General features: G+C 59.1%; 14 protein-coding genes. 9 read left to right on the forward strand and 5 right to left on the reverse strand.

Going from position 1 to position 14096, the window contains the following annotated elements:
- Nucleotides 1-7 precede the first annotated feature (7 nt).
- A complete protein-coding gene (panC, locus tag ACR0DB_RS08295; RefSeq protein ID WP_480550073.1) occupies nucleotides 8-850 on the reverse strand; it encodes a pantoate--beta-alanine ligase in 843 nt (280 codons plus the stop codon).
- Nucleotides 847-1686, reverse strand: coding sequence for a 3-methyl-2-oxobutanoate hydroxymethyltransferase (gene panB / locus ACR0DB_RS08300; protein WP_480550075.1), 840 nt, complete (start codon nucleotides 1684-1686; stop codon nucleotides 847-849). The genes panC and panB overlap by 4 nt, the downstream gene beginning before the upstream one ends.
- 171 nt (nucleotides 1687-1857) lie before the next feature.
- Between panB and ACR0DB_RS08305 the strand changes: the two genes are divergently transcribed.
- From ACR0DB_RS08305 to ACR0DB_RS08330, 6 genes are read left to right on the forward strand one after another with little or no spacing between them, the layout of a single operon-like run.
- Complete coding sequence (locus ACR0DB_RS08305; RefSeq protein ID WP_480550077.1) at nucleotides 1858-3345, forward strand: ABC transporter substrate-binding protein; 1488 nt, start codon at nucleotides 1858-1860, stop codon at nucleotides 3343-3345.
- A gap of 60 nt (nucleotides 3346-3405) precedes the next feature.
- Nucleotides 3406-4467 (forward strand): ligand-gated ion channel, encoded by a 1062-nt coding sequence (locus tag ACR0DB_RS08310; RefSeq protein WP_170785236.1) that lies wholly within the window; start codon nucleotides 3406-3408, stop codon nucleotides 4465-4467.
- A gap of 40 nt (nucleotides 4468-4507) precedes the next feature.
- Nucleotides 4508-5455, forward strand: a complete 948-nt coding sequence (locus ACR0DB_RS08315) for an ABC transporter permease (protein WP_170772926.1) — start codon at nucleotides 4508-4510, stop codon at nucleotides 5453-5455.
- Nucleotides 5452-6267 carry an ABC transporter permease gene (locus tag ACR0DB_RS08320; RefSeq protein WP_209195758.1) on the forward strand — a complete coding sequence of 272 codons (816 nt, stop codon included), beginning with the start codon at nucleotides 5452-5454 and terminating at the stop codon, nucleotides 6265-6267. Before ACR0DB_RS08315 ends, ACR0DB_RS08320 begins: the two co-directional genes overlap by 4 nt.
- The gene (locus ACR0DB_RS08325) at nucleotides 6264-7862 is read left to right on the forward strand and encodes an ABC transporter ATP-binding protein (RefSeq protein ID WP_480550079.1); all 1599 of its coding nucleotides are present in this window, start codon (nucleotides 6264-6266) and stop codon (nucleotides 7860-7862) included. Before ACR0DB_RS08320 ends, ACR0DB_RS08325 begins: the two co-directional genes overlap by 4 nt.
- Nucleotides 7863-7894: 32 nt before the next feature.
- A complete protein-coding gene (locus tag ACR0DB_RS08330; RefSeq protein WP_480550081.1) occupies nucleotides 7895-9346 on the forward strand; it encodes an aldehyde dehydrogenase family protein in 1452 nt (483 codons plus the stop codon).
- 3 nt (nucleotides 9347-9349) lie between these two features.
- On the opposite strand, the gene pncB is transcribed toward ACR0DB_RS08330, so the two are convergent.
- Nucleotides 9350-10642, reverse strand: coding sequence for a nicotinate phosphoribosyltransferase (pncB, locus tag ACR0DB_RS08335; RefSeq protein WP_480550083.1), 1293 nt, complete (start codon nucleotides 10640-10642; stop codon nucleotides 9350-9352).
- 164 nt (nucleotides 10643-10806) lie between these two features.
- Here pncB and ACR0DB_RS08340 point away from each other — a divergent pair, with 164 nt between their 5' ends.
- On the forward strand, nucleotides 10807-11340 hold the full coding sequence (locus ACR0DB_RS08340) for a hypothetical protein (RefSeq protein ID WP_170772915.1): 534 nt from the start codon (nucleotides 10807-10809) through the stop codon (nucleotides 11338-11340).
- Here the strand turns inward: ACR0DB_RS08340 and pncA are convergent.
- The gene (pncA, locus tag ACR0DB_RS08345; protein WP_480550085.1) at nucleotides 11337-11930 is read right to left on the reverse strand and encodes a bifunctional nicotinamidase/pyrazinamidase; all 594 of its coding nucleotides are present in this window, start codon (nucleotides 11928-11930) and stop codon (nucleotides 11337-11339) included. The two genes, ACR0DB_RS08340 and pncA, sit on opposite strands and share 4 nt — an antisense overlap.
- A 93-nt stretch (nucleotides 11931-12023) precedes the next feature.
- Between pncA and trhO the strand changes: the two genes are divergently transcribed.
- Nucleotides 12024-12929 carry an oxygen-dependent tRNA uridine(34) hydroxylase TrhO gene (gene trhO, locus ACR0DB_RS08350; protein ID WP_480550087.1) on the forward strand — a complete coding sequence of 302 codons (906 nt, stop codon included), beginning with the start codon at nucleotides 12024-12026 and terminating at the stop codon, nucleotides 12927-12929.
- A gap of 63 nt (nucleotides 12930-12992) precedes the next feature.
- The gene (locus tag ACR0DB_RS08355) at nucleotides 12993-13493 is read left to right on the forward strand and encodes a potassium channel family protein (RefSeq protein ID WP_170772909.1); all 501 of its coding nucleotides are present in this window, start codon (nucleotides 12993-12995) and stop codon (nucleotides 13491-13493) included.
- A gap of 3 nt (nucleotides 13494-13496) precedes the next feature.
- Here the strand turns inward: ACR0DB_RS08355 and ACR0DB_RS08360 are convergent, their stop codons facing one another.
- A complete protein-coding gene (locus ACR0DB_RS08360; RefSeq protein WP_480550089.1) occupies nucleotides 13497-13826 on the reverse strand; it encodes a hypothetical protein in 330 nt (109 codons plus the stop codon).
- Nucleotides 13827-14096: the final 270 nt, after the last annotated feature.

Below are 14096 nucleotides of genomic sequence, written 5' to 3' on the forward strand. Positions count from 1 at the left end.
AGAGCGTTCAGACCGGAATATTGTCGATCAGTCGCACCCCATCCGCCCAGGCCGCCACAAACAGCCGGGCGGGGCGGTCGGCATGGGTCAGCGGTTCCAGCGTCTCGGCGCAGTGCAGTTGGATATATTCGACCTGCGTAAACCCTGTGGCCAGCAGATCGGTCTGCGCCTGCGCGGCCAGAGTGTCGAACTCTGCCCCGTCCCGCAGTGCGGCGGCCAGATCACTCATGATCCGGTGCTTGTTGGCGGCGATTTCCAGTCCCTCGGGAGACAGACGCAGGTTGCGCGATGACATCGCCAGCCCCGAGGGTTCGCGGACGGTGAGGCAGCCAAGCACCTCAATCGGGATGTCCAGATCGCGGGCCATACGGCGCACGACCATCAGTTGTTGATAGTCTTTTTCGCCGAAATAGGCCCGATCTGCTTGCGTTTGCAGGAACAGTTTCGCGACGACGGTGGCGACTCCGTCGAAATGGCCGGGACGGAATTCACCCTCCATCACGTTGGTCAGGCCAGTGACGGAAACGGTGGAGGCAAAGCCCTGCGGATAGATCTCATCAGGATCGGGCACATATATCGCATCCACGTCAAATGGGCCCAGTTTCTGCGCGTCCTGATGTTCCGTGCGCGGATAATTGGCCAAGTCTTCGGGGTTGTTGAACTGCTTGGGGTTCACAAAGATCGTGACGATCACGCGGTCGGCCCCGGCCTTGGCGGCCTCAACCAGTGACAGGTGACCTTGATGCAGCGCGCCCATGGTGGGGACCACGCCAATGACCTCACCGTTGCGGTGCCATTCTGTCGTCAACACGCGCAGATCGGCAAGGCGGCGCAGGATGGGGGCTGTCATGTCTTTGGTCCTTTGGACGGAGCCTGATTGGCAAAGACATGTTCGTCCGCCGGGAATGTGCGGGCGCGCACCTCGGCGGCGTATTCGGCGATGGCGGCCTCGGCCAGTGGGCCAAGTTCGGCATAACGTTTGACGAATTTCGGTTTGAAGGCGGTGAAAAAGCCCACCATGTCGTCGACCACAAGGATTTGCCCGTCACAGCCAGCCGAGGCTCCGATGCCAATGGTGGGGATCGCGACCTCGGCTGTAATGCGATCTGCCAGACCTTGCGGAACCTTCTCTAATACGACCGAAAACGCGCCTGCATCTGCGACGGCGTGGGCGTCGGCCAGCACCGCCTCGGCCTGATCATCGCGGCCCTGTACCCTGTAGCCGCCCAGCGTGTTGATCGATTGTGGAGTCAGACCGATATGGGCCATTACCGGGATACCGCGCTTGACCAGAAATCGGATGGTCTCGGCCATCTCAACCCCGCCCTCCAGCTTGACGGCACCGGCGCCGGTTTCAGCCATCAGACGCGCAGCGTTGCGAAAGGCGTCGGCAGGGGAGTGTTCATAGCTGCCAAAGGGCATGTCGATGACCATCATCGCATTGCTCAGCCCGCGGGCGACGGCCTGCCCGTGCATCACCATCATCTCCATCGTCACGCCCAGCGTCGATTCCAGCCCGTGCAGCACCATGCCGACGCTGTCGCCAACCAGTACGAAATCGCAATGGGCATCCATCAACCGCGCCATCGGCGTGGTATACGCGGTCAAGCTGACGATGGGCTCGCCGCCTTTGAGGTCGCGGATATCCTGGGCGTTTGGGGCTTTTTTGCGGGCGGTGGCACTCATGATCGTTGCTCCGGGGTTCATGTTGCAGCGCGGCATAACAGATCGACATGGGCCATAGAAACCCCGGTTGCGCGAACATTTCCTTGATTGACCTTGGGTTTATGGGGACATTGGTCTCAGAACGACCCTCGGAAACGAAGGGTCACACATTTTCAGTGGGGAGTGATTTACATGACAAAGCAGACGTTTCGGTCCTTTGCGTCGGTGTTGGCCGTGGGAGCCAGCCTCTTCGCCGGGCAGGCTTGGGCCAAATCCGATATTACCATTGCGATGCAGTTGGAGCCTCCGCATCTGGACCCGACAAGCGCCGCCGCGCAGGCCATCGATTCGGTCGTTTATACTAATATCTTCGAAGGGTTGACCCGTTTTATGGGCGATGGCTCGGTCGTGCCGGGGCTGGCGGAAAGCTGGGAGATTTCGGATGACGGCACCGTCTATACTTTCAAGCTGCATGATGGGGTGACCTTCCATGACGGCTCGACCATGGATGCCGAGGACGTCAAGTTCAGCCTTGACCGCGCCCGCGCCGAAGACAGCGCCAACGCGCAAAAAGCCCTGTTTGCCGGGATCGACAGTGTCGAGGTGGTGGACCCGCTGACTGTCAAGGTCACGTTGTCTGCACCGAACGGGAACTTCCTGTTCAACATGGCGTGGGGCGATGCGGTGATTGTCGCGCCTGAAAGCATCGAGAACATCAAGACCAACCCGGTTGGTACCGGGGCCTATACCTTTGGCGACTGGGTGCAGGGCGACAGCATCACGCTGAACCGCAACCCGAACTATTGGGGCGATCAACCCGCGTTGGAGACCGCTACGTTCAAGTTTATCTCGGATCCGACCGCTGCATTTGCTGCGATGATGGCCGATGATGTGGATGTGTTCGACAATTTCCCGGCCCCCGAAAACCTGCCTCAGTTCGAGGCGGATTCGCGGTTTCAGGTGCTGGTCGGCTCGACCGAGGGCGAAACGATCCTGTCCACGAACAACAAAAAGCCACCCTTTGACGATATCCGCGTGCGGCAGGCTTTGGCCCATGCGATCGATCGGCAGGCGATTATTGACGGAGCGATGTTCGGCTATGGCTCCCCCATCGGCACTCATTTCGCACCGCACAATCCGGCCTATGTCGATCTGACCGGCAATTCGGCCTATGACCCCAAAAAAGCCGCGCAGCTTCTGGCTGATGCAGGCTATGCTGACGGGTTCGAAACCACGTTGCACCTGCCGCCCCCCTCTTACGCCCGTCGCGGCGGTGAGATCATCGCGGCGCAACTGGCCGAGGTCGGGATCAAGGCCGAGATCATCAATGTTGAATGGGCGCAATGGTTGGAATCGGTGTTCAAGGGCAAGGATTTTGGCCTGACTATCGTCAGCCATACCGAGCCGATGGATATCGGCATCTATGCGCGGCCCGACTATTACTTCCAGTATGACAGCAGCGACTTTCAGGCTCTGATGGAACTGTTGAACGAAACAACCGACCCGGATCAGCGCAAGAAATTGCTGGGCGATGCGCAACGCCTGATCGCCACCGATTTTGTCAACGGCTATCTGTTCCAGCTGGCCAAGCTGGGTGTTGCCAAAGCAGGTGTGCAGGGCCTGTGGGAGAACGCGCCCACGGCTGCCATCGATCTGACGCAGATCAGTTGGTCTGAATGACCGGAACTGGGGCCGTGTTGCGCGGCCCCAAGTTTTGCCAGGGTCAGGGTGAGCAGTATCATGACGTCTTTCCATGTTCTTTTGCTATGCGTGTGTACGCTCTGCGGGCTGGCCTCGATGGCGGGTGCGCAAAATGCGCTGAGCACCCGGTTGGACGCACTGGCCGGCACCCCCGAAAATCCGTTGAATGTGGGCGTTGGGATCAGGATCAACCAGATTACAAGCGTCGATCAAAAGGCGGAAAACTATGGGGCGGTGGCGGTTTTGCGGTTCGAATGGACGGACCCTCTGCTGGCGTTTGACTCAGAGAAGACGGGGCGAGACATTCGGGTCTTCAACCCGTCTGACCTGGCGGACCACGCGGCCGAGATTGGCGCCGTCATGCCCGCTTTCGTGATCCACAATCAGCAATCCAACAAATGGATACACGAGGCCGCCGCCTCGCTGCGCAGCGACGGGCGGGTGGTTTATGTCGAGAAATCTTCGCTGACCTTGCAGGCCCCTCATTTCGATTTCCGCAAGTATCCGTTCGACACGCAGGATTTCTATTTCGAGGTCGTTTCAGTCTTTCCCTCGGATTACGTGACGTATTACCCGCTGGAAGACTACTCGGGTCTGGGCGATCTGCTGGGCGAGGAAGAATGGGTTCTGGGCAATGCGCGAATGGTGAAAACCCAGGTTCAGGGTCTGTCGGGGCAAGATAGCGATCAGTTGGCGCTGGCCTTTCAGGGCAGCAGGCATCAGACTTACTACATGATCAGGGTGTTCATGCCCATGCTGGTACTCGTTGCTGTTGGCTGGGCGCTGTTCTTTCTGGACGAATACCGCAAACGGATCGAGATTGCGGGGGGCAACCTGCTGGTCTTCGTTGCTTTCAACTGGGCGATTTCTGCTGATCTGCCCAAGCTGGGCTATCTGACCTTTCTGGATTTCGTTCTGCAATGGATGTTCTTGATGACCGGGGCGCTGATCGTGTTCAACGTCGCCTTGCGCAGACTCAAGGTCGCCGGGCGCGAGGACACTGCGCGCAAGCTGGACAATTACGCGGTTAAGTGGATCTATCCTCTGGGATATGCCGCGATCGTCGGCTACGCGGTTTCTGCTTATTTGCTGATACCTTAGACGCTGGACCAACGGCGCCTGTGACCCTAACGTGCGATCTATGCTGCGCTACGCTCTCAAACGTTTGATATCGCTGATGATCAGCCTGGCTGTTGCTTCGGTCGTGATCTTCGCAGTGATCGAGGTTGCACCGGGCGATCCGGCATCCTTCATGCTGGGCGTAAACGCGCAAGAGGACACGCTAGCTGCGCTACGGGCTGAGTTGGGCTTGGATGGCTCAAAGCTTGAGCGCTACTTCAATTGGGTCAGCGGAATGCTGGTGGGTGATTTCGGCACCTCCTATACCTATCGCACTCCAGTTTCGCAGATGATCCAGGATCGGCTTTGGGTGTCTTTGCCGCTGGCGCTCTATGCATTGACCTTGTCGACACTGATTGCCTTCCCTGCCGGGATTTACGCTGCTGCGCGTCGGGGCAAGCCCGGCGATCTGACCGTGATGGGTGCGACGCAGCTGGGCATTGCGGTGCCCAATTTCTGGTTTGCCATGATGCTGGTGCTGATCTTTGCCATAAACCTGCGCTGGTTCAACGCCGGAGGGTTCGCAGGTTGGGATCAGGGGTTTTGGACCGGGTTGCATTCGTTGACGTTGCCCGCCGTCGCGCTGGCCTTGCCGCAAGCAGCGATTCTGGCGCGGGTCATGCGGTCATCTCTGCTGGATATTCTGGGCGAGGATTTCATGCGCACTGCTCGCGCCAAGGGTCTGTCGCGCCGTCAGGCCCTGTGGCGGCACGGCGTCCGCAACGCGCTGATCCCGGTGCTGACCATCATTGGGCTGCAGTTTTCATTCCTCTTGGCTGGGTCGATCATTATCGAGCAGGTCTTCTATCTGCCCGGCCTTGGGCGCTTGGTGTTTCAGGCGATCTCGGCCCGTGATCTGATTGTGGTGGAATCGGTTGTCATGTTGCTGGTCTTTGCCGTCATCACCGTGAATTTCCTGGTCGATCTGGCTTATGCTGCCGTCGATCCCCGCCTCAGGAGCCGGACATGAGCCGCAACCTGATCCTTGGCGCCTTGCTGTCCTCGCTGGTTCTGCTGGCGGCGCTGGTGTCCTTTGTCTGGACACCTTACGACCACGCCGCGTTGGATATTCCCGGCAAGCTAAAGACGCCAAGCGCACAGAACTGGTTTGGCACGGATCATTTCGGGCGCGACATGTTCTCGATGATTATGGTGGGCGCGCGCACGTCGATTGCGGTCGCCCTAGTTGCCGTGGGGATCGGTATGGCGCTGGGCGTGCCGCTTGGCCTGACAGCGGCGGCGCGCAAAGGATCTTGGCTGGATGAGGTGATCATGCGCGGCAATGATCTGGTCTTTGCCTTCCCATCGCTGGTCATTGCGATCCTGATCACAGCCGTATTCGGCGCAGGGGCGATCAACGCGATTATCGCCATCGGTATCTTTAACATCCCCGTCTTCGCCCGTATCACCCGCGGCGCGGCGCTGTCCCTGTGGGAGCGTGAGTTCATCCTCGCCGCCCGTGTCTCGGGCAAGGGTGCTGCGCGCATATCGGCGGAACATATCCTGCCCAATGTCGCCAATCTGCTGATCGTACAGGGCACCATCCAGTTCTCGCTGGGGATACTGGCCGAAGCCGGGCTGTCTTACGTCGGACTTGGTGCGCAACCGCCCACACCTAGCTGGGGCCGCATGCTGGCCGATGCGCAGACAATGGTCAGTTTTGCCCCGCATTTGGCTCTGATTCCAGGGCTGGCGATCATTGTCACGGTGCTGGGTCTGAACCTGCTGGGCGATGGGCTGCGCGATTGGCTGGACCCCCGGATCAGGGTGGCGCGCGCATGAGTTTGCTTGAGGTCGAAAATCTGTCGCTGTCCATCCACGGGGTGCCGATTCTGAAACAGGTCAACCTGTCCATTGATTCCGGCCATATCGTCGCCGTGACAGGTGAAAGCGGCTCGGGCAAGTCGATGACCGCTTTGGCCGTGATGCAGCTGTTGCCCAACGGGGCGCAGACGCAGGGCGAGATCCGGCTGGAAGCGCGCGACGTGCTGACCACTCCCGAAGCTGAGATGTGTGCCCTGCGCGGGGCCGCAATCGGGATGGTGTTTCAGGAGCCGATGACAGCCCTGAACCCGGTGAAGACCATCGGCGATCAGGTCATGGAAACGATCCTGATCCATAAGGCCATGCCTGCCACGCAGGCTCTGGACCGCACGAAGGAAGTGTTGCGCCGCGTGGGCCTTCCCCCGGAGCGCTTTCCCCTGTCTCGCTATCCGCATGAGTTGTCGGGCGGGCAACGCCAGCGCGTTGTCATCGCCATGGCCATTGCCTTGCGGCCCACGTTGCTGATCGCGGATGAGCCGACAACCGCGCTGGATGTAACAACGCAGGCGCAAATCCTCGATCTGCTGAAGGGGTTGGTGCGCGAATACGGCATGGGTCTGCTGATGATCACCCATGATCTGGCCGTGGTCGCTGACATGGCAGACCAGATCGTCGTGATGCGGCACGGCGAGGTCGTGGAAGCTGGCCCCACCGACGATCTGCTGCGAAACATGCAGCACCCTTATACCCGTATGCTGTTTGAGGCCTCGGGTCATCAGGTGGCCTTGCCCGACACAGCGGGGGATCGCCCGTTGTTAGAGGTCACTCAGGTCGTCCGCGACTATCACTTGCCGCGCAAGGGTCTGTTCGACAAGCCGGGCCACCACCGCGCGGTGGATCAGGTCAGCTTTACGCTCAATCGTGGTGAACGACTGGGTTTGGTAGGTGAGTCTGGATGTGGAAAATCGACCCTAACGCGTGCGATTCTGGGCTTGGAAGAGGTGCAAGCGGGGGAAATCCGTCTGGATGGCGCACCCGTTTTCACGGGCCACAAACCAAACCCTGCGGTGCGTCGTAAAATGCAAGTGGTGTTTCAGGACCCCTATGGCAGCTTCAACCCCCGCCACAAAGTCGCGCGTTTGATCACCGAACCGTTTCATTTGCTGGACACGCCGCCTACTGGGACCGAGCGGCAGGACCGGATCGCAGAAATGCTGACCGCCGTCGGCCTCAGCCCTAATGACGCTGGGAAATACATCCACGAGTTCTCGGGCGGGCAGCGTCAGCGTATCGCCATTGCCCGTGCCTTGATCATCCGCCCCGAATTGATCCTGTTTGATGAAGCGGTCTCGGCCCTTGATGTTTCAGTTCGTGCGCAAATCCTGGATCTGCTGGCCGAGCTGTGCGCGACCTATGACCTGACCTATCTGTTCATCAGCCACGACCTGAGCGTGGTGCGCACGATCACTGATCGGGTGATGGTCATGCAGGCGGGCAAGATCGTGGAACAAGGCGAGACCGAGCAGGTCTTTGCCCATCCGCAGCACAGCTATACCCGTACCCTGATCGACGCCGCGCCGGTGCTGCCTGATATCGGAACGCTTGCTGGCTGAAATGTATGATTAGAGCCTGAATGGAGAGAAACATGCCCAATCCTCTTTGGTTCAACCCCGCACTTTGTTTGATTGGTGGAGAGTGGATCGCGCCCTCTGCTGGCGTCGACCTGCCTTTGATCAACCCGTCTGACGGTACGGAAATCTGTCGCATCGCGCTGGGGGATACGTCCGATATCGACGCGGCGGTCGCGGCTGCGCAGGCAGCACTAGATGAGGATTGGGGCCGTAAAACCGCAATGGAACGCGGGCGGATCCTGACCCGATTGGGTCAGTTGGTACTTGAACGCGTGGACGATCTGGCCGCGTTGGAGGCGATGGATGTGGGCAAACCGCTGACTCAGGCGCGCGCGGATGCGGTGGCCTTGGCGCGGTATTGCGAATTCTACGGCGGCGCGGCGGATAAGGTTATGGGCGAGACGATTCCCTATCTGGACGGCTACACTGTTTATACCCTGCGCGAACCCCATGGGGTGACGGGCCATATCGTGCCGTGGAACTACCCGATGCAGATCATCGGGCGTTCGGTCGGGGCGGCACTGGCGATGGGCAATGCCTGCGTGCTGAAACCGGCGGAAGAGGCCTGCCTGACCGCGCTGGCCTTTGCGCATCTTGCCCAACAAGCCGGTTTGCCAGCTGGTGCGCTAAACGTTGTGCCGGGTTTGGGGGCCGAAGCCGGGGCTGCACTGTCGGCGCATCCGGGCGTCCACCATATCTCGTTTACAGGGTCGGTCGCGACAGGGGCCTTGGTGCAGCAGGCGGCGGGGCGCAATGTTGTACCAGTAACGTTGGAATTGGGCGGAAAATCCCCGCAACTGGTGTTTGATGATGCCGATCTGGACGCGGCCCTTCCGTTTCTGGTGAATGCGGGTATTCAGAACGCGGGGCAGACCTGTTCGGCCTCGTCCCGCATTTTGGTGCAGCGTGGGGTTTATAGCCAAGTCAAGGCGCGCATGGTTGCGGCCTATGCTGATCTGACCGTTGGACCTGCGGTGCAGGATTTGCGGGTGGGGCCGTTGATCTCGGCCCGTCAGAAAGAGATTGTTGAGGGGTTTCTGGCCAGGGGCACGGACCTGAATATCGCAGGTCTTGGGCAGATCGTGGAGGACGCCCCGACGCAAGGCGCGTATGTGCAGCCCACATTATTCGCCGATGTGCCGCCTGATCATGCGTTGGCGCAGGATGAGATTTTCGGCCCGGTGCAGGTGCTGATCCCGTTCGACACCGAGGACGAAGCCGCAGAGATCGCCAACAGTACCGACTATGGGCTTGTCGCCAGCATCTGGACCCGCAACGGCGCGCGGCAGATGAGGTTGGCGAAACGGCTGCAGGCGGGGCAGGTTTTCGTCAATAATTACGGGGCCGGCGGCGGGGTCGAACTGCCATTTGGCGGCGTCGGTAAATCTGGCCATGGCCGCGAAAAGGGTTTCGAGGCGCTCTATGGCTTCTCACAGCTTAAAACCGTGGCGAACTACCATGGTTAGGGTCTAAACGATGACCTCGATCGCTTCTTGCGCACCGACCCCGAAGACACGTTTGTAACGTTCGATCTCATCCGCCGGACCCATCGCCTTTTCGGGATTGTCCGACAATTTGACCGTCGGGCGCCCGTTGGCCGAGACCGCCTTGCAGACCAGAGAAAACGGTGCAAGCGCGTCATCCGGCACCAACCCGCGAAAATCGTTGGTCAGCAATGTACCCCAGCCAAAGGAAATATTGGTCCGTCCGGCAAACTGGCCGTGCAACTCGCGGATCTTGTCTACATCCAGCCCGTCGGAAAAGATCACGCGCTTCTCGCGCGGATCCTCGCCGCGTGATTTCCACCAGTTGATGGCGGTTTCCGCCCCCGTCGCCGGATCACCACTGTCCACGCGGATGCCAGTCCAGCCTGCCAGCCAGTCGGGCGCGCGATCCAAAAAGCCCTGAGTGCCATAGGTGTCAGGCAGGATGATACGCAGGTTGCCCTCATGCTCATCATGCCAATCGCTGAGAACATCATAGGGCGCTTGCGCCAATTCGGCGTCCGTGTTGGCCAGCGCGGAATAGACCATGGGTAGCTCATGCGCGTTGGTGCCGATGGCCTCAACCTCGCGCCGCATGGCGATCAGGCAGTTTGACGTGCCTGTAAATGCGGGTCCCAAGCCTTCGATCATCGCCTGCACGCACCAGTCCTGCCATAGAAAGGAATGACGCCGCCGGGTGCCGAAATCCGCAATGCCCAGCCCATCAATGTCGCGCAGTTGCTCAATTTTTTCCCAAACGCGCGTCATGGCGCGGGCATAGAGCACCTGCAACTCGAACCGGCCCATGTCGTTCAGAACCGCGCGGGATCGCAATTCCATCAACACGGCCAGGGCCGGGATTTCCCACAACATGACCTCATGCCATTTGCCTTCGAAGGTCAGTTCGTACTGATCGCCCTTGCGTTCAAGATGGTAGGGCGGCAGGCGTAGGTTCTCGAACCACTCCATGAAATCGGATCGGAACATCTGCCGCTTGCCGTAGAACATGTTGCCCCGCAGCCATGTGCTTTCGCCGCGGCTGAGGCTGAGCGAGCGGATATGATCCAGCTGTTCGCGCAGTTCGCCCTCGTCAATAAGCTTGGCGAGGGGGATGTGATTCGACCGATTGATCAGTGAAAACACCACATCCGTTTGGGGCCGATTTCGAAACACTGACTGGCACATCAGCAGTTTGTAGAAATCTGTGTCGATTAAAGACCGTATAATTGGGTCAATCTGCCATTTATGATTGTACACACGTGCCGCAATATCGACCATGAGGAACTCCTGCGATTTCCGTTGTTAGATCAATCGGTGTGTGGAATGGCAAGAGTCGCTGGTTTGGTGACAATGACAAGCTCAGGTCACAAAGCGAGCAAATTGTGTGATCTTTTCACCGGTTAGTGAGAAGAGGGGTTGGGAAGTCGAGGTTAAGTTAGTGAATGGTTCTCGAGTACGATTTTGACATCGTTGTTGTCGATCCGGGGGACGGAGAAGGCGAGCAAGGCGCAGAGGGGGCTTCGAAAAAGCCCGTTTTGCGCGCAATGTTCCGCAATGTGAAAACGGCGGATGCACTGCGGGCGGCTTCTCCGAAAATCCGCAAGATCTTTCAGGATGCAGGTTTCGGTCTGGACGCGACCGGGAGCCAGTTGATGCATGGCTTTTATCGACCCCGTGACGAGGCCGAGCGTGAACGGATTCTGAAAGCGCTGTTTGCCAACATTCGGGAAATGGGTGTTCAGGGCGAATATTGCGGCGAATTCGACTTTTGGAAATTCCTTCGGGACGTCAAATCGGCCCGCCCGCGCAACGGTCAGCGACGTAACACCGCTGATTGGACCCCGAACCCGCGCTATAAATCCCCGGCAACGCCGGAACGCCGCACCTTGCCCGCCCGCATTGGCGTGGCTCTTGGGCTGGCGGTTATTATTTTTGTGATCCTGAAATATCTGTTGGATTCGGGCTCCGCGCCCTAAGCCAAGGTCACACCGGCAGCCTTCATCGCTGTTTCTGCCGCCGTCAGCGAGCCGTCCAGATCTATCGCGCGGCACAGTCCCATTTTCACCGTCACCTCAAAACCCAGCCGCGCCGCGTCCACGGCTGAGAAATGAACGCAGAAATCCGTGGCCAGGCCCACCATCGTCAGTTTGCGGATGCCTCGGGTGTTCAGATAGCCCTCCAACCCGGTTGGCGTAGTCTGATCGTTCTCGAAAAAGGCTGAGTAGCTGTCAATTGCGCTGCGAAACCCCTTGCGAATGATCAAATCGCCTTCAATGCGCAGATCGGGATGAAACGCTGCGCCCTGCGTTCCCTGCACGCAATGATCCGGCCAGAGCACTTGCGGGCCATAGGGCATTTCCGTCACGTCGAAAGGGTTCTTTCCTGCATGAGAGCTGGCGAATGAGGAATGCCCTGCCGGATGCCAGTCCTGCGTCAGGATCACCGCGTCGAACTCATCCATAATCGCGTTGATAGGGGCGACGATCTCATCGCCGCCAGGAACGGCCAACGCACCGCCGGGGCAGAAATCGTTCTGGACGTCGATTACGATCAGGGCATGGGTCATCGCGCTCTCCTTTTCAGCTATCGGTAAGGGCGCGCGCGGGGGGCGTCAATCCGATCCCTTGCGACTCTGCGCGCGTGGGGCTAGACCGCGCGCATGTATACCATCGCTGCCCTATATCACTTCACCCGTTTCGCTGATCACGTCGCCCTGCGCGAACCCTTGCTGGACCTGTGCCGTGCGCAATCGGTCAAAGGCACGCTGCTGCTTGCGCAAGAAGGGATCAACGGCACAATCGCGGGTCCGCGCGCTGGGATTGACGCGGTGCTGGCGCATATCAAGGCGCTGCCCGGTTGTGCTGATCTGGAATGGAAAGAAGCCACCGCCGACCATCCGCCTTTCGGCAAGATGAAGGTGCGCCTGAAGAAAGAGATCGTGACCATGGGCCAGCCGGATGTCGATCCGCGCGCCCGTGTCGGCAATTATGTCGAGCCGGAGGAGTGGAACGACCTGATCCGTTCCGATGATGTGGTGGTGATCGACACCCGCAACGATTATGAGGTGGCGATCGGTACGTTTGAAGGGGCAATAGACCCTGAAACAGCCAGTTTCCGCGAATTCCCGGCCTGGTGGGAGGAAAACAAGGACCGCTTTCACAACAAGCGTGTTGCCATGTTCTGCACCGGAGGTATCCGGTGCGAGAAATCCACCAACTTCCTTTTGGGTCAGGGTGTTGAGGATGTCTATCACCTGAAAGGCGGCATCCTGCGATATCTCGAGGAAATGCCCGCCGAGGACAGCACCTGGCAAGGTGAGTGTTTCGTCTTCGACAATCGCGTGTCCGTGGGGCACGGGCTGGTCGAGGGGCCCCACAACCTGTGCCATGGCTGCCGCCGTCCGATCCTGCCCGAGGATATGAAACGCCCTGAATATGAACACGGCGTCTCGTGCCATCAATGTGTGGATGAAACCTCGGAAGCTGACAAGATGCGTTTCCGCGAGCGGCAGAAGCAGATCGGGCTGGCGCGCCAACGCGGGCAGGAACATTTGGGCGCAGACTAAACCACTCGGTTGCACGGGCGGGGCGAAACCCCGATCATCGCACCCGTTAAAGACGGAGACGACATGCGCCGCGAGCCGACAACGTTGGAAGAATGGAAATCGACCCTGCTTGCCGCAGGCGGTATGGTTTTGGCCAGCTTCTTTGCCTGGTTCGGCCTGTCCCGCCTTAGTGAATCAACGGCGGGCGATACGTTGGGCACGTTTGCATCCGTGGGCCTGTTCCTGTGGATCGTCTCGCAATCGTGGTACTATATGACACAAGTGAAATCCCCGCGCCGCGTGCTGTTCTTGATGGGCGTATCCTTTATTCAGGTCGTCCCCTTCCTGTTCGCCGCCGTCTATGGTGCGTTCGGCTATAAAGACAACTGCGTGGTCGGTGCCAGCGGACCGGGGGACATCCTGTATTTCTCATATGTCACCTTCACCACCGTTGGATATGGCGACATGGCCCCGACTGGCCTGTGCCGCGCGTTGGCTGTGTCAGAAGCGGTGACAGGCTACATCCTGCTGGGCCTCTTCGTCGCCGCTGCCGTGGCACTTTATGCCCGAAACCACTCGGACTAGAGCCTATTTGTTGGTGTCAATCCACCGGGACATCATGTGCTTGTCGCGGAAACACTCAGACGGTATCGGTCTGCGTTTGGAACGCGAGATCCGTTCGGCAAAAGCGACCTGTTTGCCGGTCGGGTAATTGGCGAATGGTGACGGGTCATCCTGTTTATGCGCCGAAATCCACTGGGACATGGCCCTGCGGTCGCGTTGTGCCTCGACCGGGATTTCAAGCGCCGATTGCTGGGCAATCGCGCGCGCATAGCGCATCTGCCGGTCCGTGACGGGCATCATGTGATAGTCGTTGCTGGGTGCGTCGTACCAGCTTTGACGGGCAGCGTTGGCCATAGCTCGAATACCTCCGTTCCACCTCAGACATTCACGTGGAACAAATATAGAACATTTTAGGAACTTTTCAAGATTTCTGCTGATCCACGCGGTCTTCACCGTGTTTCAAACCAGCCTGTCCCGTCGCATTTCGACCTATTCGGCACGTATTTTCGTGCTTCCTAATTTAATCAAAGAATCAGTGCGTCTCATTTCAAGACACAAACGCTCACGACATCGCGCGTTTGGTGTCACCGGGCGATGATCCGCCGACGCGGCGTTTGCTTCCGG

This window comes from Ruegeria sp. AB6 (assembly GCF_056542685.1).

Bases quoted from the DNA above. Each gene is read 5' to 3' on its own strand.
- panC (WP_480550073.1), bottom strand. From the start codon at position 850: ATGACAGCCCCCATCCTGCGCCGCCTTGCCGATCTGCGCGTGTTGACG.
- panB (WP_480550075.1), bottom strand. From the start codon at position 1,686: ATGAGTGCCACCGCCCGCAAAAAAGCCCCAAACGCCCAGGATATCCGC.
- ACR0DB_RS08305 (WP_480550077.1), top strand. From the start codon at position 1,858: ATGACAAAGCAGACGTTTCGGTCCTTTGCGTCGGTGTTGGCCGTGGGA.
- ACR0DB_RS08310 (WP_170785236.1), top strand. From the start codon at position 3,406: ATGACGTCTTTCCATGTTCTTTTGCTATGCGTGTGTACGCTCTGCGGG.
- ACR0DB_RS08315 (WP_170772926.1), top strand. From the start codon at position 4,508: ATGCTGCGCTACGCTCTCAAACGTTTGATATCGCTGATGATCAGCCTG.
- ACR0DB_RS08320 (WP_209195758.1), top strand. From the start codon at position 5,452: ATGAGCCGCAACCTGATCCTTGGCGCCTTGCTGTCCTCGCTGGTTCTG.
- ACR0DB_RS08325 (WP_480550079.1), top strand. From the start codon at position 6,264: ATGAGTTTGCTTGAGGTCGAAAATCTGTCGCTGTCCATCCACGGGGTG.
- ACR0DB_RS08330 (WP_480550081.1), top strand. From the start codon at position 7,895: ATGCCCAATCCTCTTTGGTTCAACCCCGCACTTTGTTTGATTGGTGGA.
- pncB (WP_480550083.1), bottom strand. From the start codon at position 10,642: ATGGTCGATATTGCGGCACGTGTGTACAATCATAAATGGCAGATTGAC.
- ACR0DB_RS08340 (WP_170772915.1), top strand. From the start codon at position 10,807: ATGGTTCTCGAGTACGATTTTGACATCGTTGTTGTCGATCCGGGGGAC.
- pncA (WP_480550085.1), bottom strand. From the start codon at position 11,930: ATGACCCATGCCCTGATCGTAATCGACGTCCAGAACGATTTCTGCCCC.
- trhO (WP_480550087.1), top strand. From the start codon at position 12,024: ATGTATACCATCGCTGCCCTATATCACTTCACCCGTTTCGCTGATCAC.
- ACR0DB_RS08355 (WP_170772909.1), top strand. From the start codon at position 12,993: ATGCGCCGCGAGCCGACAACGTTGGAAGAATGGAAATCGACCCTGCTT.
- ACR0DB_RS08360 (WP_480550089.1), bottom strand. From the start codon at position 13,826: ATGGCCAACGCTGCCCGTCAAAGCTGGTACGACGCACCCAGCAACGAC.